This is a genomic window from Methylobacterium terrae (genome assembly GCF_003173755.1).
Lineage (GTDB): Bacteria > Pseudomonadota > Alphaproteobacteria > Rhizobiales > Beijerinckiaceae > Methylobacterium > Methylobacterium terrae.
Genome location: NZ_CP029553.1, coordinates 4093774 through 4111431, shown reverse-complemented (window position 1 = coordinate 4111431; position 17658 = coordinate 4093774). Strand labels below are relative to the sequence as shown.

Sequence of the window (17658 nt, the reverse complement as noted above, 5' to 3'; positions counted from 1 at the left end):
GATGACCTGGCCCTTCGCCCGGCCCTTCGCGGCGCCCCGTCAGCCAAGGAGCAGATCATGAACCAAGAGGTCATGAATCTTTTCAACCAGCAGGCTCAACCTCAGAGCTTCGACCAGATCAAGATCTCGATCTCGTCGCCTGAGAAGATCCTGTCCTGGTCCTACGGCGAGATCAAGAAGCCCGAGACCATCAACTATCGCACGTTCAAGCCCGAACGTGACGGCTTGTTCTGCGCCCGGATCTTCGGGCCGATCAAGGATTACGAGTGCTTGTGCGGCAAGTACAAGCGCATGAAGTACAAGGGCGTGATCTGCGAGAAGTGCGGCGTCGAGGTCACCCTCGCGCGTGTGCGGCGCGACCGCATGGGCCATATCGAGCTCGCCGCCCCCGTCGCCCACATCTGGTTCCTGAAGTCGCTGCCGAGCCGCATCGGCCTGCTTCTCGACATGGCGCTCAAGGACCTCGAGCGCATCCTGTACTTCGAGTCCTACGTCACCATCGAGCCGGGCCTCACCCCGCTGAAGGAGCGTCAGCTCCTCTCGGAGGAGGAGTACCTGCGCGCGCAGGAGGAGTACGGCGAGGACAGCTTCACCGCCATGATCGGCGCGGAGGCGATCCGGCGCATCCTGCAGGAACTCGACCTCGACAAGATCGCGGCCGACCTGCGCGAGGAGATCGCCACCACCACCTCCGAGCTGAAGCCCAAGAAGCTGCTCAAGCGCCTCAAGATCATCGAGGCGTTCCAGCTCTCGGGCAACCGGCCCGAGTGGATGATCCTGACGGTCGTGCCGGTGATCCCGCCGGACCTGCGCCCGCTCGTGCCGCTCGACGGCGGCCGCTTCGCGACCTCGGACCTCAACGACCTCTACCGCCGCGTCATCAACCGCAACAACCGCCTCAAGCGGCTGATCGAGCTGCGCGCGCCCGACATCATCATCCGCAACGAGAAGCGGATGCTGCAGGAGGCGGTCGACGCGCTGTTCGACAACGGCCGCCGCGGCCGCGTCATCACGGGCGCCAACAAGCGCCCGCTGAAGTCGCTCGCCGACATGCTGAAGGGCAAGCAGGGCCGGTTCCGCCAGAACCTGCTCGGCAAGCGCGTGGACTATTCCGGCCGCTCGGTCATCGTGGTCGGCCCGGAGCTGAAGCTGCACCAGTGCGGGCTGCCGAAGAAGATGGCGCTCGAGCTGTTCAAGCCGTTCATCTACGCGCGCCTTGACGCCAAGGGCTTCTCGGCCACGGTGAAGCAAGCGAAGAAGCTCGTCGAGAAGGAGAAGCCGGAAGTCTGGGACATCCTGGACGAGGTGATCCGCGAGCACCCGGTGATGCTGAACCGGGCGCCGACGCTGCACCGCCTCGGCATCCAGGCGTTCGAGCCGAAGCTGATCGAGGGCAAGGCGATCCAGCTGCACCCGCTGGTCTGCGCCGCGTTCAACGCCGACTTCGACGGCGACCAGATGGCCGTGCACGTCCCGCTGTCGCTCGAGGCGCAGCTGGAAGCGCGCGTCCTGATGATGTCGACGAACAACATCCTGCACCCCGCGAACGGCGCGCCGATCATCGTGCCGTCGCAGGACATCGTGCTCGGCCTGTACTACCTGTCGATCGTCGCCGACGGCTCGCCGGGCGAGCACAAGCCGAACGACCCGAAGAACCCGATGAAGGGCGTGTTCGGCAATTTCGGTGAGCTCGAGCACGCGCTCGCGGCGCGCACCGTCACGCTGCACACCAAGATCAAGTGGCGCTGGAAGGGCCTCGATTCCGAGGGCAACGAGGTCACCCGGATCTACGACACCACGCCCGGCCGCGTGATCCTGTCGAGCGTGCTGCCGCGCCACAAGCGCGTCCCCTTCGACGTCGTCAACAAGCTGATGACGAAGAAGGAGATCTCGGCGATGATCGACACCGTCTACCGCCATTGCGGTCAGAAGGAGTCGGTGATCTTCTGTGACCGCATCATGGGTCTCGGCTTCATCCACGCCTTCCGCGCCGGCATCTCGTTCGGCAAGGACGACATGGTGGTGCCGGACAACAAGTGGTCGATCGTCGACGAGACGCGCACGCTCGTGAAGGACTACGAGCAGCAGTACCAGGACGGCCTGATCACCCAGGGCGAGAAGTACAACAAGGTCGTGGACGCCTGGGCCAAGTGCTCCGACCGTCTCGCCGGCGAGATGATGAACCGCATCTCGTCCGTGCAGAAGGACGAGCACGGCGCCGACAAGCAGGTCAACTCGATCTACATGATGAGCCACTCGGGCGCCCGTGGCTCGCCGGCCCAGATGAAGCAGCTCGCGGCGATGCGCGGTTTGATGGCCAAGCCCTCGGGCGAGATCATCGAGACCCCGATCATCTCGAACTTCAAGGAAGGCCTCGACGTGCTCGAGTACTTCAACTCGACGCACGGCGCCCGCAAGGGCCTCGCCGACACCGCTCTCAAGACCGCCAACTCGGGCTACCTGACCCGCCGCCTCGTCGACGTGGCGCAGGACGCGGTGATCCGCGAGACCGATTGCGGCACCGAGAACGGCATCCGGATGCGCGCGATCATCGATGCCGGGCAGGTCGTCGCCTCGCTGGCGACCCGCATCCTCGGCCGCGCCACGGCCGAGGACCTGGTCGCCAACGACGGCGCGATCATCGTCGCCAAGGGTGAGACGATCGAGGAGAAGCACCTCGAGCCGATCACCAAGGCCGGCATCCAGGAGGTGAAGATCCGCTCGGTCCTGGTCTGCGCGACCCGGAACGGCGTCTGCGCCACCTGCTACGGGCGCGACCTCGCCCGCGGCACGCCCGTCAACATGGGCGAGGCCGTCGGCGTCATCGCGGCGCAGTCGATCGGCGAGCCGGGCACCCAGCTCACGATGCGCACCTTCCACATCGGCGGTGCGGCCCAGATCGCCGACTCGTCGTTCATAGAGTCGAGCTTCGAGGGCACGGTGCGGATCCGCAACCGCGGACTCGCCCGCAACTCGGACGGCGACCTGATCGCCACCGGCCGCAACGTGGCGGTGGTGATCGTCGGGCCGGACGGCACCGAGCGGGCGGTCCACCGCCTGCAATACGGCGCCCGCGTCCGGGTCGACGAGGGCGACGCGATCAAGCGCGGCCAGCGCATCGCCGAGTGGGATCCCTACACCCGGCCGATCCTGACCGAGATCGACGGCATCGTGGCCTACGAGGACCTGATCGACGGCCAGTCGATCACCGAGACGACCGACGAGTCGACCGGCATCGCCAAGCGCGTCGTCATCGACTGGCGCGGCTCGGCGCGGACGGCGGACCTGCGTCCGGCGATCGCGGTCCACGACCAGAACGGCCGGGTGCAGAAGCTGCCGCGCGGCTCGGACGCGCGCTCGCTCCTGCCGGTCGAGGCGATCATCGGCGTCGACCCGGGCACCCGGGTCAAGGCCGGCGACATCCTCGCCCGCGTCTCGACCGAGAGCGCCAAGACCCGCGACATCACCGGCGGTCTGCCGCGGGTGGCGGAGCTGTTCGAGGCGCGCCGGCCGAAGGACGCGGCGATCATCGCCGAGAAGTCCGGCACGATCTCGTTCGGGCGCGACTACAAGAACAAGCGCCGCCTGAGCCTGACCCCGCACGACGGCTCCGAGCCGGTGGAGTACCTGATCCCGAAGGGCAAGCACATCCACCTGCAGGACGGCGACGTGGTCGAGCTCGGCGACTTCATCGTCGACGGTAACCCGGCGCCGCACGACATCCTGGCGATCAAGGGCGTGGAGGAGCTCGCCGCCTACCTCGTCAACGAGATCCAGGAGGTCTACCGGCTGCAGGGCGTGTCGATCAACGACAAGCACATCGAGGTCATCGTCCGGCAGATGCTGCAGAAGGTGGAGATCACCGACGGCGGCGATTCCGAGATCCTGACGGGCGACCAGATCGACCGGATGGAACTGGCGGAGATCAACGAGCAACTGCTCGCGGAGGGCAAGAAGCCGGTCCAGGGCGTCCCCGTCCTGCTCGGCATCACCAAGGCCTCGCTGCAGACCCGCTCGTTCATCTCGGCGGCCTCGTTCCAGGAGACCACCCGCGTCCTCACCGAGGCGGCGGTCAACGGCAAGGTCGACAACCTCGAAGGCCTCAAGGAGAACGTCATCGTCGGCTCGCTCATCCCGGCGGGCACGGGCGCGATGATCTCCGACATCAAGTCGATCGCGCGCCGGCGCGACGGCCTGATCATGGCCCAGAAGTCGGCCGAGAGCGGCGCGGCGGTCGCCGAGCAGCTCCCGGCCGCCGAGTAGGGCAGGGGGCTCGATCCGGCGGACGCGGTCGTCCGCCGGCCCGGAAATTCAGGCCGGCGCTCCCCGCGGGGGCGCCGGCTTTTTCGCGTAAGCAGCCAAGCTTTAAGGGAAAGTTTCCGCTTGACGTCCGGCGGGGGAGCCCGTAATAGCCCCTCCTACTGAACGGCTGGCCGTAGGCGACAGCTGATCGACGTGCCCCTCGTGCCTCGATCCAAGTCTCCTAAACGCGACCGAACTTCAACCGACTGACACGTGTCAGACCGGCATGATCGCTGGGGCTTTGCTCCCGGTGGTCCTCTGCTCGCATGGCGCGCCAAAGGCTGGTTTCAGCCTGGGGCGCGATTTGCGTTGCGCTTCTCTCCAGAAGCGACGGTCGTTCAGACGAGATTTGGGAAACGACGGTCGCCAGGACGGCGATGCGTTGCGAGAGGAATGGCATGCCGACGATCAACCAGCTGATCGCCAATCCGCGGAAGGCGCAGAAGGCCCGCAACAAGGTGCCGGCTCTCGATGCCTGCCCGCAGAAGCGCGGCGTCTGCACCCGCGTCTACACCACCACCCCGAAGAAGCCGAACTCGGCGCTCCGCAAGGTCGCCAAGGTCCGCCTGACCAACGGCTTCGAGGTCATCGGCTACATCCCGGGCGAGGGCCACAACCTTCAGGAGCACTCCGTGGTGATGATCCGCGGCGGCCGCGTGAAGGATCTGCCGGGCGTGCGCTACCACATCCTGCGCGGCGTTCTCGACACCCAGGGCGTCAAGAACCGCAAGCAGCGCCGCTCGAAGTACGGCGCCAAGCGTCCGAAGTAAGACGCGACGAAGCGGACCGGTACTCTATCGCCTGTCCCGCAAGGATGTCGCCGACCGGATGGTTCGAGGCGGCCTGCGCGGGGCACAACAGTTGATTTTTAGAACTTAAGAACGGAGCGAGCGATGTCCCGCCGCCACAGTGCCGAGAAGCGTGAGATCATCCCCGACGCCAAGTACGGCGACATCGTCCTCACCAAGTTCATGAACTCGGTGATGTACGAGGGCAAGAAGTCGGTCGCCGAGACCATCGTGTACGGCGCGTTCGACATCATCGAGGCCCGGGCCAAGGCGAACCCGATCGAGGTGTTCCGCGCCGCGCTCGACAACGTCGCCCCGGCGATCGAAGTCCGCTCCCGCCGCGTCGGCGGCGCGACCTACCAGGTCCCGGTCGAGGTCCGCACCGAGCGCCGCCAGGCGCTGGCGATCCGCTGGCTGATCCAGGCCGCCCGTTCGCGCAACGACCGCACCATGGTCGAACGCCTCTCCGCAGAGCTGCTCGACGCCGCCAACAACCGCGGCAACGCCGTGAAGAAGCGCGAGGACACCCACCGGATGGCCGAGGCCAACCGCGCGTTCTCGCACTATCGCTGGTAACTGCCGCTTCGCCGCCGCCCTCCTGGCGCGGCGGCCCCCCTCTTCAGGAGCCCCCCGATGCCCCGCACGCACGCGATCGAGGACTACCGCAACTTCGGCATCATGGCCCACATCGATGCCGGCAAGACCACGACGACCGAGCGGATCCTCTACTACACCGGCAAGTCCCACAAGATCGGCGAGGTCCATGAGGGCGCCGCCACCATGGACTGGATGGAGCAGGAGCAGGAGCGTGGCATCACGATCACCTCGGCTGCGACCACCTGCTTCTGGCGCGACAAGCGCCTGAACATCATCGACACCCCCGGTCACGTCGACTTCACCATCGAGGTGGAGCGCTCGCTCCGCGTGCTCGACGGCGCCGTGTGCGTGCTCGACGGCAACCAGGGCGTCGAGCCCCAGACCGAGACGGTGTGGCGCCAGGCCGACAAGTACGACGTGCCGCGCGTCGTGTTCGTCAACAAGATGGACAAGATCGGCGCAGACTTCTTCAAGTGCGTCGCCGACATCATCGACCGCGTGGCCGGCAAGCCGGTCTGCCTGCAGCTGCCGATCGGCGCCGAGAGCTCGTTCAAGGGCGTCGTCGACCTGATCAAGATGAAGGCGATCGTGTGGTCGGGTGAGGCGCTCGGCGCCAACTTCTCCGAGGAGGCGATCCCGGCCGACCTCGTCGACCAGGCCGCGGAGTACCGCACCAAGCTGGTCGAAGCCTGCGTCGAGATGGACGACGACGCGATGGCGGCCTATCTCGACGGCACCGAGCCGGACGAGGACACCATGCGCAAGCTGGTGCGCACGGCGGTGCAGCGCCGCGCGTTCCACCCGGTGATGTGCGGCTCGGCGTTCAAGAACAAGGGCGTGCAGCCCCTGCTCGACGGCGTCGTCGATTACCTGCCGTCTCCCGCCGATCGCGGCGAGATCAAGGGTATCGACTTCAAGACCGAGGAGGAGGTCGTTCGGCGTCCGCTCGACTCCGATCCCTTCTCCATGCTCGCCTTCAAGATCATGGACGATCCCCACGTCGGCACGATCACCTTCTGCCGCGTGTACTCGGGCAAGATCGATTCGGGCGCGAACGTCATCAACTCGACCCGCGACAAGAAGGAGCGGGTCGGCCGCATGCTCCTGATGCACGCGAACAACCGCGAGGACATCAAGGAGGCGTTCGCCGGTGACATCGTGGCGCTCGCGGGTCTCAAGGACACCCGCACCGGCGACACGCTGTGCGACCCGACCAAGGCCGTGATCCTCGAGAAGATGGAGTTCCCGGAGCCGGTCATCGAGATCGCCGTCGAGCCCAAGTCCAAGGCGGACCAGGAGAAGCTCGGCATCGCGCTCTCGAAGCTCGCCGCCGAGGATCCGTCCTTCCGGGTCTCCACGGACCAGGAATCGGGCCAGACCATCCTGAAGGGGATGGGCGAGCTCCACCTCGACATCAAGGTCGACATCCTGAAGCGCACCTACAAGGTCGAGGCCAATATCGGCCAGCCGCAGGTGGCGTACCGGGAGAAGCTGACCAAGCGGACCGAGATCGACTACACCCACAAGAAGCAGACCGGTGGTACCGGCCAGTTCGCGCGGGTGAAGTTCGTGGTCGAGCCGAACGAGCCGGGTGCCGGCTACGCGTTCGAGTCGAAGATCGTCGGTGGCTCGGTGCCCAAGGAGTACATCCCGGGCGTCGAGAAGGGCCTCAACAGCGTGCGGACCGCCGGCATCCTGGCGGGCTTCCCGGTGGTCGACATCAAGGTGGAGCTGATCGACGGCGCCTACCACGAGGTCGACTCCTCGGCGCTGGCCTTCGAGATCGCCTCGCGGGCGGCGCTCCGCGAGGCCCTGCAGAAGGGCGGCTCGGTCCTGCTCGAGCCGGTGATGAAGGTCGAGGTCGTGACCCCGGAAGACTATACCGGCTCGGTCATCGGCGACCTGAACTCCCGGCGCGGTCAGATCCAGGGCCAGGACATGCGCGGCAACGCCAATGTCATCAACGCGATGGTGCCGCTCGCCAACATGTTCGGCTACGTGAACCAGCTGCGGTCCTTCACCCAGGGCCGCGCGAACTTCACGATGCAGTTCGACCACTACGAAGAGGTCCCGCGCGGCGAGGCCGACAAGGTGGTTGCCAAGTACGCCTAAGGCAAAACTACGCCTGATGAGTTGGGCCTGATCTCAGGCCGACTCGCAGCTTCGGTGCCCGCCATGGCGGGCACCAATCCAGACTAAATCGCACGCATTCGATCGACGGAGTTTTGGCGATGGCCAAGGAAAAGTTTTCGCGGACGAAGCCGCACTGCAACATCGGCACCATCGGTCACGTTGACCATGGCAAGACCTCGCTGACCGCGGCGATCACGAAGGTTCTGGCCGAGTCGGGCGGCGCGACGTTCACGGCGTACGACCAGATCGACAAGGCGCCGGAGGAGAAGGCGCGCGGGATCACGATCTCGACGGCGCACGTCGAGTACGAGACCCAGAACCGCCACTACGCGCACGTCGACTGCCCCGGGCACGCCGACTACGTGAAGAACATGATCACGGGCGCGGCGCAGATGGACGGCGCGATCCTGGTGGTGTCGGCGGCGGACGGCCCGATGCCGCAGACCCGCGAGCACATCCTGCTGGCGCGCCAGGTCGGCGTTCCGGCGCTGGTGGTGTTCATGAACAAGGTCGACATGGTCGACGATCCGGAGCTTCTCGAGCTGGTCGAGCTCGAGGTGCGCGAGCTTCTCTCGAAGTACGACTTCCCGGGCGACGACATCCCGATCACCAAGGGCTCGGCGCTGTGCGCGCTGGAGAACCGGGAGCCGAAGATCGGCCACGAGGCGATCCTCGAGCTGATGAAGACGGTGGACGCGTACATCCCGCAGCCGGAGCGTCCGATCGACCTGCCGTTCCTGATGCCGATCGAGGACGTGTTCTCGATTTCGGGGCGCGGCACGGTGGTGACGGGCCGCGTCGAGCGCGGGATCGTGAAGGTGGGCGAGTCGGTGGAGATCGTCGGCATCCGTCCGACGACGACGACGACGGTGACCGGCGTCGAGATGTTCCGCAAGCTTCTGGACCAGGGGCAGGCGGGCGACAACGTCGGCGTTCTGCTGCGGGGCACGAAGCGCGAGGACGTGGAGCGCGGGCAGGTGGTGTGCAAGCCGGGTTCGGTGAAGCCGCACACGAAGTTCAAGGCGGAAGCCTACATCCTGACGAAGGAGGAGGGCGGCCGCCACACGCCGTTCTTCACGAACTACCGTCCGCAGTTCTACTTCCGGACGACGGACGTGACGGGCGTGTGCCAGCTGCCCGAGGGCACCGAGATGGTGATGCCGGGCGACAACGTGACGATGGACGTGACGCTGATCGTTCCGATCGCGATGGAGGAGAAGCTGCGCTTCGCCATCCGCGAGGGCGGCCGCACCGTCGGCGCCGGCGTCGTCGCCTCCATCACCGAGTAAGCGTCCAGGCGCTTCCACGAGCGGACAGGTGACGGGGCGGGCCTCGTGCCCGCCCCATCCCGTCGCGAGGTAGACATCACATGAACGGCCAGAACATCCGCATTCGCCTCAAGGCGTTCGATCATCGCATCCTGGACTCGTCGACCCGCGAGATCGTCTCGACGGCGAAGCGGACCGGGGCCCAGGTGCGCGGGCCGATCCCGCTGCCCACCCGGATCGAGCGCTTCACCGTCAACCGCTCGCCCCACATCGACAAGAAGTCGCGCGAGCAGTTCGAGATGCGCACCCACAAGCGCGTGCTCGACATCGTCGATCCGACGCCCCAGACCGTGGACGCGCTGATGAAGCTCGACCTCGCCGCCGGCGTCGACGTGGAGATCAAGCTCTAGGCGATCCCGAGGGATCGCTTGGAGCTTCACTAGGCTGCGCGGGGGAGAACCATGCGCTCAGGAGTCATTGCACAGAAGGTCGGCATGACCCGCGTCTTCACGGACGCCGGCGAGCATGTTCCGGTCACGGTGCTCAAGGTCGATCAGTGCCAGGTGGTTGCCCACCGCACGGTCGAGAAGAACGGCTACGTCGCGCTGCAGGTCGGCGTCGGCAAGGCCAAGGTCAAGAACGTCACCAAGGCCCAGCGCGGTCACTTCGCCGTCGCGAAGGTCGAGCCGAAGCGCAAGCTGGCCGAGTTCCGCGTGACCGAGGATGCGATCATCCCGGTCGGCGCCGAGATCACCGCGGACCACTTCCTGGCCGGTCAGTTCGTCGACGTGACGGGCACGACCACCGGTAAGGGCTTCGCCGGCGGCATGAAGCGCTGGAACTTCGGCGGCCTGCGCGCCACGCACGGCGTGTCGATCTCACACCGCTCGATCGGTTCGACCGGCGGCCGTCAGGATCCGGGCAAGACCTTCAAGAACAAGAAGATGCCGGGTCACCTCGGCGTCGAGCGGGTCACGACCCAGAACCTGCGCGTCGTGCGCACCGATCCCGAGCGCGGCCTGATCCTGGTTGAGGGCTCGGTCCCGGGCGTCGACGGCGGCTGGATCTACGTCCGCGACGCCGTGAAGCGCAAGCTGCCGGCCGACGTGCCGATGCCGGGCAAGTTCCGCGAGCAGGCTGCTGCTCCGCAGGAGACCAACGGCGAGGCCCAGGTCGAGGCTCCCGCGGCTCCGGCCACCGAGGAGAACGCGTGATGAAGTTCGAGATCACCACGCTCGACGGCGCCGAAGCCGGCTCGCTCGAGCTCGACGAGGCCATCTTCGGCCTCGAGCCCCGCGCCGACCTGCTGCAGCGCTGCGTCCGCTGGCAGCTCGCCAAGCGCCAGGCTGGTACCCACCAGACCAAGCAGCGCGGCGAGATCGCCCGGACGACGAAGAAGCTGTACAAGCAGAAGGGCACCGGTAACGCCCGTCACGGCGCGGCGTCCGCCCCGCAGTTCCGCGGCGGTGCTCGCGCCCACGGCCCGGTCACCCGCTCGCACGCCCACGACCTGCCCAAGAAGGTCCGGGCGCTCGCGCTCCGCCACGCCCTCTCGGCCAAGGTCAAGAGCGCCGAGCTGATCGTCATGGACGATGCCCGCCTCGAGGAGGGCAAGACCAAGGCGCTCAAGGAGCGGTTCGGCAAGCTGTCGCTCTCGAACGCCCTGATCATCGGCGGCGCCGAGCTCGACCAGAACTTCGCCCGTGCGGCCCGCAACCTGCCGCAGATCGACGTCCTGCCGGTGCAGGGCATCAACGTCTACGACATCCTGCGCCGCGAGAAGCTCGTGCTGACCCGCGCCGCCGTCGATGCGCTGGAGGCGCGATTCAAATGAGCGCTGATCCGCGCCACTACGACGTGATCGTCTCCCCGGTTATCACCGAGAAGGCGACGAACCTCTCGGAGCTCAACAAGGTTGTGTTCCGGGTGGCCCCGAAGGCGACGAAGCCGCAGATCAAGGAAGCGGTCGAGAAGCTGTTCGAGGTCAAGGTGAAGAGCGTCAACACGCTCGTCACCAAGGGCAAGAGCAAGATTTTCCGCGGTCAGCGCGGCCAGCGTTCGGACGTGAAGAAGGCGATCGTGACCCTCGAAGAGGGTCAGAGCATCGACGTCACGACCGGGCTCTGAGGGGAACGGCGTAAGGGAACAAGCCAATGGCTTTGAAGACATTCAAGCCGGTCACGCCGAGCCTTCGCCAGCTCGTGATCGTCGACCGTTCGGAGCTCTACAAGGGCAAGCCGGTCAAGGCGCTGACGGTGGGCAAGTCCTCCACCGGCGGCCGCAACAACCTCGGCCGCATCACCGTCCGCTTCCGCGGCGGCGGTCACAAGCGCACGCTGCGCAACATCGACTTCAAGCGTCGCGAACATGCCGGCAAGGTCGGCACGGTCGAGCGGATCGAGTACGATCCGAACCGCACCGCGTTCATCGCGCTGGTGTCGTACGAGGGTGGAGCCCAGAGCTACATCCTGGCGCCGCAGCGGGTGAAGGCCGGCGACAAGGTCGTGTCGGGCGAGCAGGTCGACATCAAGCCCGGCAACGCCATGCCGCTCGGCAACATGCCGGTCGGCACGATCGTGCACAACGTCGAGCTGAAGATCGGCAAGGGCGGCGCGATCGCCCGGTCCGCGGGCAACTACGCCCAGATCGTCGGCCGCGACCAGGGCTACGTCACGCTGCGCCTTAACTCGGGCGAGCAGCGCCTGGTGCACGGCCAGTGCTACGCCACGGTGGGCGCGGTCTCGAACCCCGACCACATGAACATCTCGCTCGGCAAGGCGGGCCGCAACCGCTGGCTCGGCAAGCGCCCGCACAACCGCGGCGTCGCGATGAACCCGATCGACCACCCGCACGGCGGCGGCGAGGGTCGCACCTCGGGCGGTCGTCATCCGGTCACGCCGTGGGGTATCCCCACGAAGGGCAAGAAGACCCGCTCGAACAAGCGCACCGACACGTTCATCGTGTCGAGCCGCCACAACCGCAAGAAGTAAGGGCTTCGTCCCATGGCACGTTCAATCTGGAAGGGGCCGTTCATCGACGGCTACCTCCTCAAGAAGGCGGACGCCGCGCGCGGCGCGAGCCGTAACGAGGTGATCAAGATCTGGAGCCGTCGCTCCACGATTCTTCCGCATTTCGTTGGTCTGACCTTCGGGGTCTACAACGGGCAGAAGCACATCCCGGTCTACGTCTCCGAGGAGATGGTGGGGCACAAGTTCGGCGAGTTCTCGCCGACCCGCACCTTCCACGGGCACGCGGCCGACAAGAAGGCGAAGAGGCGCTGAGATGGGCAAGGCAGCAGCACCCCGCGCGCTCCCCCAGAACGAGGCGAAGGCCGTCGCGCGCATGCTGCGCGTCAGCCCTCAGAAGCTGAACCTGGTGGCGCAGCTGATCCGCGGCAAGAAGGTCTCGACCGCTCTGGCCGACCTGCAGTTCTCGCGCAAGCGGATCGCGGTCGACGTCAAGAAGTGCCTCGAGAGCGCGATCGCCAACGCCGAGAACAACCACGACCTGGACGTGGACGATCTCGTCGTGAAGGAGGCCTATGTCGGCAAGGCGCTCGTCCTGAAGCGCTTCCACGCCCGCGCCCGCGGCCGTGGCGCCCGCATCCTGAAGCCGTTCGCGAACCTCACCATCGTGGTGCGCGAAGTCCCGGCCGAGGCGGCCTGAGGAGGGATCGATGGGTCAGAAAGTCAATCCGATCGGTCTGCGTCTCGGCATCAACCGGACCTGGGACTCGCGCTGGTACGCCAACAAGGGCGAGTACGCTCGCCTGATGCACGAGGACGTCGCGATCCGCAAAGCGCTGCTCAAGCAGCTCAAGCAGGCCGCGGTCTCCAAGATCGTCATCGAGCGCCCGCACAAGAAGTGCCGCGTCACCATCCACTCGGGCCGCCCGGGCGTGGTGATCGGCAAGAAGGGTGCGGACATCGAGAAGCTGCGCAAGCTCGTCAACTCGATGACCAAGGCCGACGTGACGATCAACATCGTCGAGGTGCGCAAGCCCGAGATCGACGCCACCCTGGTGGCCGACTCGATCGCCCAGCAGCTCGAGCGCCGCGTCGCCTTCCGTCGCGCCATGAAGCGCGCCGTGCAGTCGGCGATGCGTCTCGGCGCCGAGGGCATCCGCATCAACTGCGCCGGCCGCCTCGGCGGCGCCGAGATCGCCCGGCTCGAGTGGTACCGCGAGGGCCGCGTGCCCCTGCACACCCTGCGCGCCGACGTCGATTACGGCACGGCCACGGCGTTCACGACCTACGGCACCTGCGGCATCAAGGTGTGGGTGTTCAAGGGCGAGATCCTCGAGCACGACCCGATGGCCCAGGACAAGCGCGCGCACGAGGAGGGCGGCCGTTCGGGCGGACGTCGCGACCGTGAGCGCGGCGAGCGCGGCGGACGGGACGCGGCGGCCTAAGGGCCGCCCGTCTCCCGCCCTTCAGTTTTGAGAGGCTGCCATGCTGCAACCCAAGAAGACGAAGTTCCGCAAGCAGTTCAAGGGCCGCATCCACGGCGCCGCGAAGGGCGGAACCGATCTGAACTTCGGCGCCTACGGCCTCAAGGCCATGGAGCCGGAGCGGATCACCGCGCGTCAGATCGAGGCGGCCCGCCGCGCGATCACCCGCGAGATGAAGCGTCAGGGCCGGGTCTGGATCCGGATCTTCCCCGACGTCCCCGTGACCGCGAAGCCGACCGAAGTCCGCATGGGCTCCGGCAAGGGCGCCCCCGAGTACTGGGCGGCCCGCGTGCATCCGGGCCGTATCATGTTCGAGATCGACGGCGTGGCCGAGGACATCGCCCGCGAGGCGCTGCGCCTGGGTGCCGCCAAGCTGCCGGTCCGCACGCGCTTCATCCAGCGCATCGCCGACTGAGGAGAATATTCGAGATGAAGTCGAGCCAGAGGCTGTCTGACCTGAGCGCGCTGTCGCCGGATCAGCTCGGCGAAGAGCTCCTGAACCTGAAGAAGGAGCAGTTCAACCTGCGCTTCCAGCGGGCCACGGGTCAGCTCGAGAACGTCGCCCGGGTGCGCGAAGTGCGCCGCGACATCGCCCGCGTCCGCACCCTGCAGCGCCAGAAGACGCTGCAGGCGGCGCAGGGCTAAGGGAGTTCAAGGACCATGCCGAAGCGCGTGCTGCAGGGCGTCGTCGTCAGCGACAAGCAGGACAAGACCGTCGTCGTGAAGGTGGAGCGTCGCTTCACCCATCCGGTGATGAAGAAGACCATCCGCCGGTCGAAGAACTACCACGCCCACGACGAGAACAACGTCGCCAAGGTCGGCCAGACGGTGTTCATCGAGGAGTCGCGGCCCTACTCCAAGCTCAAGACCTGGAAGCTGGTCGAGGGCGAGGCCGTCGCGACCGCCGAGGCGTGAGGGGACGCCGAAAGGCGTTCCCCCGTCTTGTCAGCGAGGCCGAACCGGGATATAGGGCCGGCCTCCACCGAAACATGAAGGGCGCGCGACGCGCTCCTCATCGCGTTCGTTGACCGCGCCAGAGCGAGTGATCGCCCTGCTGCGCGGTCTTTTAATGGACGGGGACGCGAGATCCCCATCAGGCTGCCGTCCGCCGGGCAATCCTGCCCTGCGGAGACCTGCCTGAAACAAGGAAAGGGCGTTAGGCCGTGATCCAGATGCAGACGAATCTGGACGTCGCCGACAATTCCGGCGCACGTCGCGTGATGTGCATCAAGGTGCTCGGCGGTTCCAAGCGCAAGTACGCCGGCGTCGGCGACATCATCGTGGTGTCGGTGAAGGAGGCGATTCCGCGGGGCCGCGTGAAGAAGGGCGACGTCATGAAGGCGGTCGTCGTGCGTACCGCCAAGGACGTCCGCCGCGCCGACGGTTCGGTGATCCGCTTCGACCGCAACGCGGCGGTGCTGATCAACAACCAGAAGGAGCCGGTCGGCACCCGTATCTTCGGGCCCGTGCCGCGCGAGCTGCGCGCTCGCAACCACATGAAGATCATCTCGCTGGCGCCGGAGGTGCTGTAATGGCTGCGAAGGTGAAGAAGGGCGACAAGGTCGTCGTTCTGACCGGACGCGACAAGGGTCGCACCGGCGAGGTCATCCAGGTGATGCCGAAGGAAGACCGGGCCCTGGTCCGGGGGATTAACCTGGTGAAGCGCCACACGCGCCAGACCCAGACCTCCGAGGGCGGGATCATCACCAAGGAGGCGGCGATCCACCTGTCGAACCTGGCGGTCGCCGACCCCAAGGACGGCAAGCCCACCCGGGTCGGTTTTCGCATTCTGGAAGACGGGCGCAAGGTTCGCTTCGCGAAGCGCTCGGGAGATCTGATCGATGGCTGAGGCGCTGAAGGACGGCTACACGCCGCGGCTGAAGAAGCACTACGAGGAAGTGGTGCGTCCCAAGCTGATCGAGGAGTTCGGGTACACCAACCCGATGCAGGTGCCGGCGATCGAGAAGATCGTCGTCAACATGGGCGTCGGCGAGTCGACCCAGGATTCCAAGAAGGCCACCGTGGCGGCCGAGGATCTCGGCCTGATCGTCGGCCAGAAGCCGGTGATCACCCGGGCCCGCAAGGCGATCGCGACCTTCAAGGTCCGCGAGAACATGCCGATCGGCTGCAAGGTCACGCTGCGCAAGCAGCGGATGTACGAGTTCATGGATCGCCTGATCACCATCGCGCTGCCGCGCGTGCGTGACTTCCGCGGCCTGAACCCGAAGTCGTTCGACGGCCGCGGCAACTACGCCCTCGGGATCAAGGAGCACCTGGTGTTCCCCGAGATCAACTACGACAAGGCCCAGAACACCTGGGGCATGGACATCGTCGTGGCGACCACCGCCAAGACCGATGCCGAGGCCCGGGCGCTCCTGAAGCACTTCAACTTCCCGTTCCGGCAGTGAGGGCTGACCGCCCCCATACGCGGACACCGGAGAGCTTAAGCAATGGCTAAGACGAGCAAGATCGAGAAGAACAAGCAGCGGCGGGAGCTCGTGAAGCGCTTCGCCCCGAAGCGCGAGGCGCTTCTGGCGACGGCCAACGACGAGTCGCTGTCGATGGAGGAGCGTTTCGAGGCGCGCCTCAAGCTGGCGGAGCTGCCCCGCAACTCCAGCGCGACCCGCATCCGCAACCGCTGCGAGATGACCGGCCGTCCCCGGGCTTACTACCGCAAGCTCGGCATCTCCCGCGTCGCGCTCCGCGACCTGGGATCCCGGGGTCTGATCCCGGGCCTGGTCAAGTCCAGCTGGTAAGGGGAGGGCGCCACAGATGATCAACGATCCCGTGGGCGATATGCTCACCCGCATCCGCAACGGCCAGCAGCGTCGTCGCAACGTCGTGCAGACCCCCGGCTCCAAGCTGCGGGCCCGCGTCCTCGACGTCCTGAAGTCCGAGGGCTACATCCGCGACTACGCCACGACCGATTACGGCAACGGGCGCACCGAGTTCGCGATCGAGCTCAAGTACTTCGACGGCCAGCCGGTGATCCGCTCGATCGAGCGCGTCTCCAAGCCGGGCCGCCGGGTCTACTCGTCGGTCGATACCCTGCCGCGCGTCGCCGACGGCCTGGGCATCACCATCGTCTCCACCCCTCAGGGCGTCATGGCCGACCACGAGGCGCGCGAGCGCAACGTCGGCGGCGAGGTGCTCTGCAAGGTCTTCTGACCTTCGGACCCTGACAGCCGAAAAGGAGAGACGAGCATGTCCCGCGTAGGCAAGAAGCCCGTGACCGTCCCGGCCGGCGTGACCGCCACCGTCGACGGCCAGAACGTGAAGATCAAGGGCCAGAAGGGCGAGCTGCAGTTCCGCGTCCCCGACCAGGTGTCGGTGGCTCACGAGAACGGCGCGATCTCGGTCCAGCCGCGTTCCCAGACCAAGGAGGCCCGCGCGATGTGGGGCCTCTCCCGCGCCCAGGTGTCGAACCTGGTCGAGGGCGTGACCAAGGGCTACGAGAAGAAGCTCGAGATCAACGGCGTCGGCTATCGTGCCGCGGTCGCCGGCAAGGTCCTCAAGCTGTCGCTCGGCTACAGCCACGACATCGAGTACGCGATTCCGGACGGGATCACGATCGCCACGCCGCGGCCGGTCGAGATCATCGTCACCGGCATCGACAAGCAGCGCGTCGGCCAGGTCGCGGCGGAGATCCGCGAGTATCGCGGCCCCGAGCCCTACAAGGGCAAGGGCGTCAAGTACGCCGGCGAGTTCATCTTCCGCAAGGAAGGCAAGAAGAAGTAAGGACCGCCGACGATGTCTCGCAAAATCGAACTGCTCGATCGGCGCCGCGCGCGCGTCCGGCGGGCGATCCGCAAGGCGGCGAACGGCCGTCCGCGGCTCTCGGTGTTCCGCTCCTCCAAGCAGATCTACGTCCAGGTCATCGACGACGCCACGGGTCACACCCTGGCCGCGGCGTCGAGCCTCGACAAGGACCTGCGTGCCCGCCTCAAGACCGGCGCCGACAAGGCCGCCGCGACCGAGGTCGGCAAGCTGGTGGCGGAGCGTGCCAAGGCGGCCGGCGTGAGCCAGGTCATCTTCGACCGCTCGGGCTACCTCTACCACGGCCGGGTCAAGGCCCTGGCCGACGCGGCCCGCGAGGGCGGCCTGGACTTCTGATCCTCGG

Annotated in this window: 23 protein-coding genes; all 23 read left to right on the top strand. The window is 66.7% G+C overall.

All coding sequences use genetic code 11. From position 1 onward, the window contains the following. Positions 1-57 precede the first annotated feature (57 nt). The 23 genes from rpoC to rplR all read left to right on the top strand — a co-directional run bounded on the left by rpoC (position 58) and on the right by rplR (position 17651). Positions 58-4263 (top strand): DNA-directed RNA polymerase subunit beta', encoded by a 4206-nt coding sequence (gene rpoC / locus DK419_RS19080; protein ID WP_109960479.1) that lies wholly within the window; start codon positions 58-60, stop codon positions 4261-4263. Between the two features lie 437 nt (positions 4264-4700). After that, the gene (gene rpsL, locus DK419_RS19075) at positions 4701-5072 is read left to right on the top strand and encodes a 30S ribosomal protein S12 (RefSeq protein ID WP_048429408.1); all 372 of its coding nucleotides are present in this window, start codon (positions 4701-4703) and stop codon (positions 5070-5072) included. 123 nt (positions 5073-5195) lie between these two features. Next, the gene (gene rpsG / locus DK419_RS19070; RefSeq protein ID WP_048435092.1) at positions 5196-5666 is read left to right on the top strand and encodes a 30S ribosomal protein S7; all 471 of its coding nucleotides are present in this window, start codon (positions 5196-5198) and stop codon (positions 5664-5666) included. Between the two features lie 57 nt (positions 5667-5723). Continuing rightward, complete coding sequence (gene fusA, locus DK419_RS19065) at positions 5724-7799, top strand: elongation factor G (protein ID WP_109960478.1); 2076 nt, start codon at positions 5724-5726, stop codon at positions 7797-7799. Positions 7800-7918: 119 nt separating this feature from the next. Beyond that, complete coding sequence (gene tuf, locus DK419_RS19060; RefSeq protein ID WP_109960477.1) at positions 7919-9109, top strand: elongation factor Tu; 1191 nt, start codon at positions 7919-7921, stop codon at positions 9107-9109. Positions 9110-9189: 80 nt separating this feature from the next. Further along, entirely contained in the window at positions 9190-9498 is a 309-nt protein-coding gene (rpsJ, locus tag DK419_RS19055) for a 30S ribosomal protein S10 (RefSeq protein WP_012330343.1), read from the top strand. Between the two features lie 51 nt (positions 9499-9549). Beyond that, the gene (gene rplC / locus DK419_RS19050; protein WP_109960476.1) at positions 9550-10302 is read left to right on the top strand and encodes a 50S ribosomal protein L3; all 753 of its coding nucleotides are present in this window, start codon (positions 9550-9552) and stop codon (positions 10300-10302) included. Further along, positions 10302-10922, top strand: a complete 621-nt coding sequence (rplD, locus tag DK419_RS19045) for a 50S ribosomal protein L4 (RefSeq protein ID WP_109960475.1) — start codon at positions 10302-10304, stop codon at positions 10920-10922. Before rplC ends, rplD begins: the two co-directional genes overlap by 1 nt. Then, complete coding sequence (locus tag DK419_RS19040) at positions 10919-11215, top strand: 50S ribosomal protein L23 (protein WP_109960474.1); 297 nt, start codon at positions 10919-10921, stop codon at positions 11213-11215. Before rplD ends, DK419_RS19040 begins: the two co-directional genes overlap by 4 nt. A 26-nt stretch (positions 11216-11241) precedes the next feature. Further along, the gene (rplB, locus tag DK419_RS19035) at positions 11242-12078 is read left to right on the top strand and encodes a 50S ribosomal protein L2 (protein WP_109960473.1); all 837 of its coding nucleotides are present in this window, start codon (positions 11242-11244) and stop codon (positions 12076-12078) included. 12 nt (positions 12079-12090) lie between these two features. Next, on the top strand, positions 12091-12369 hold the full coding sequence (gene rpsS, locus DK419_RS19030; protein ID WP_048425817.1) for a 30S ribosomal protein S19: 279 nt from the start codon (positions 12091-12093) through the stop codon (positions 12367-12369). A 1-nt stretch (position 12370) separates the two neighbouring features. Then, positions 12371-12754: a 50S ribosomal protein L22 gene (gene rplV / locus DK419_RS19025; RefSeq protein ID WP_048444830.1), complete on the top strand. Its 384-nt coding sequence runs from the start codon at positions 12371-12373 to the stop codon at positions 12752-12754. 10 nt (positions 12755-12764) lie between these two features. Then, complete coding sequence (rpsC, locus tag DK419_RS19020) at positions 12765-13499, top strand: 30S ribosomal protein S3 (RefSeq protein WP_048425819.1); 735 nt, start codon at positions 12765-12767, stop codon at positions 13497-13499. A 40-nt stretch (positions 13500-13539) separates the two neighbouring features. Next, the gene (gene rplP, locus DK419_RS19015) at positions 13540-13953 is read left to right on the top strand and encodes a 50S ribosomal protein L16 (protein WP_109960472.1); all 414 of its coding nucleotides are present in this window, start codon (positions 13540-13542) and stop codon (positions 13951-13953) included. Positions 13954-13967: 14 nt separating this feature from the next. Continuing rightward, positions 13968-14183 carry a 50S ribosomal protein L29 gene (gene rpmC, locus DK419_RS19010; RefSeq protein ID WP_048425821.1) on the top strand — a complete coding sequence of 72 codons (216 nt, stop codon included), beginning with the start codon at positions 13968-13970 and terminating at the stop codon, positions 14181-14183. Between the two features lie 15 nt (positions 14184-14198). After that, positions 14199-14453 carry a 30S ribosomal protein S17 gene (rpsQ, locus tag DK419_RS19005; protein ID WP_048431918.1) on the top strand — a complete coding sequence of 85 codons (255 nt, stop codon included), beginning with the start codon at positions 14199-14201 and terminating at the stop codon, positions 14451-14453. 248 nt (positions 14454-14701) lie between these two features. Further along, complete coding sequence (rplN, locus tag DK419_RS19000; protein ID WP_048431919.1) at positions 14702-15070, top strand: 50S ribosomal protein L14; 369 nt, start codon at positions 14702-14704, stop codon at positions 15068-15070. Continuing rightward, complete coding sequence (rplX, locus tag DK419_RS18995; protein ID WP_109960471.1) at positions 15070-15387, top strand: 50S ribosomal protein L24; 318 nt, start codon at positions 15070-15072, stop codon at positions 15385-15387. The genes rplN and rplX overlap by 1 nt, the downstream gene beginning before the upstream one ends. Continuing rightward, entirely contained in the window at positions 15380-15946 is a 567-nt protein-coding gene (gene rplE / locus DK419_RS18990; RefSeq protein WP_109960470.1) for a 50S ribosomal protein L5, read from the top strand. Before rplX ends, rplE begins: the two co-directional genes overlap by 8 nt. Before the next feature lie 42 nt (positions 15947-15988). Beyond that, complete coding sequence (gene rpsN / locus DK419_RS18985; protein ID WP_048431920.1) at positions 15989-16294, top strand: 30S ribosomal protein S14; 306 nt, start codon at positions 15989-15991, stop codon at positions 16292-16294. 16 nt (positions 16295-16310) lie between these two features. Then, positions 16311-16706, top strand: coding sequence for a 30S ribosomal protein S8 (gene rpsH / locus DK419_RS18980; protein WP_048431921.1), 396 nt, complete (start codon positions 16311-16313; stop codon positions 16704-16706). Positions 16707-16742: 36 nt separating this feature from the next. Further along, positions 16743-17276 (top strand): 50S ribosomal protein L6, encoded by a 534-nt coding sequence (rplF, locus tag DK419_RS18975; protein ID WP_109960469.1) that lies wholly within the window; start codon positions 16743-16745, stop codon positions 17274-17276. A gap of 12 nt (positions 17277-17288) precedes the next feature. After that, positions 17289-17651, top strand: a complete 363-nt coding sequence (rplR, locus tag DK419_RS18970; protein ID WP_048450468.1) for a 50S ribosomal protein L18 — start codon at positions 17289-17291, stop codon at positions 17649-17651. Positions 17652-17658: the final 7 nt, after the last annotated feature.

Coding starts and splice junctions, on each gene's coding strand:
- rpoC (WP_109960479.1), top strand. CDS start 58: ATGAACCAAGAGGTCATGAATCTTTTCAACCAGCAGGCTCAACCTCAG.
- rpsL (WP_048429408.1), top strand. CDS start 4,701: ATGCCGACGATCAACCAGCTGATCGCCAATCCGCGGAAGGCGCAGAAG.
- rpsG (WP_048435092.1), top strand. CDS start 5,196: ATGTCCCGCCGCCACAGTGCCGAGAAGCGTGAGATCATCCCCGACGCC.
- fusA (WP_109960478.1), top strand. CDS start 5,724: ATGCCCCGCACGCACGCGATCGAGGACTACCGCAACTTCGGCATCATG.
- tuf (WP_109960477.1), top strand. CDS start 7,919: ATGGCCAAGGAAAAGTTTTCGCGGACGAAGCCGCACTGCAACATCGGC.
- rpsJ (WP_012330343.1), top strand. CDS start 9,190: ATGAACGGCCAGAACATCCGCATTCGCCTCAAGGCGTTCGATCATCGC.
- rplC (WP_109960476.1), top strand. CDS start 9,550: ATGCGCTCAGGAGTCATTGCACAGAAGGTCGGCATGACCCGCGTCTTC.
- rplD (WP_109960475.1), top strand. CDS start 10,302: ATGAAGTTCGAGATCACCACGCTCGACGGCGCCGAAGCCGGCTCGCTC.
- DK419_RS19040 (WP_109960474.1), top strand. CDS start 10,919: ATGAGCGCTGATCCGCGCCACTACGACGTGATCGTCTCCCCGGTTATC.
- rplB (WP_109960473.1), top strand. CDS start 11,242: ATGGCTTTGAAGACATTCAAGCCGGTCACGCCGAGCCTTCGCCAGCTC.
- rpsS (WP_048425817.1), top strand. CDS start 12,091: ATGGCACGTTCAATCTGGAAGGGGCCGTTCATCGACGGCTACCTCCTC.
- rplV (WP_048444830.1), top strand. CDS start 12,371: ATGGGCAAGGCAGCAGCACCCCGCGCGCTCCCCCAGAACGAGGCGAAG.
- rpsC (WP_048425819.1), top strand. CDS start 12,765: ATGGGTCAGAAAGTCAATCCGATCGGTCTGCGTCTCGGCATCAACCGG.
- rplP (WP_109960472.1), top strand. CDS start 13,540: ATGCTGCAACCCAAGAAGACGAAGTTCCGCAAGCAGTTCAAGGGCCGC.
- rpmC (WP_048425821.1), top strand. CDS start 13,968: ATGAAGTCGAGCCAGAGGCTGTCTGACCTGAGCGCGCTGTCGCCGGAT.
- rpsQ (WP_048431918.1), top strand. CDS start 14,199: ATGCCGAAGCGCGTGCTGCAGGGCGTCGTCGTCAGCGACAAGCAGGAC.
- rplX (WP_109960471.1), top strand. CDS start 15,070: ATGGCTGCGAAGGTGAAGAAGGGCGACAAGGTCGTCGTTCTGACCGGA.
- rplE (WP_109960470.1), top strand. CDS start 15,380: ATGGCTGAGGCGCTGAAGGACGGCTACACGCCGCGGCTGAAGAAGCAC.
- rpsN (WP_048431920.1), top strand. CDS start 15,989: ATGGCTAAGACGAGCAAGATCGAGAAGAACAAGCAGCGGCGGGAGCTC.
- rpsH (WP_048431921.1), top strand. CDS start 16,311: ATGATCAACGATCCCGTGGGCGATATGCTCACCCGCATCCGCAACGGC.
- rplF (WP_109960469.1), top strand. CDS start 16,743: ATGTCCCGCGTAGGCAAGAAGCCCGTGACCGTCCCGGCCGGCGTGACC.
- rplR (WP_048450468.1), top strand. CDS start 17,289: ATGTCTCGCAAAATCGAACTGCTCGATCGGCGCCGCGCGCGCGTCCGG.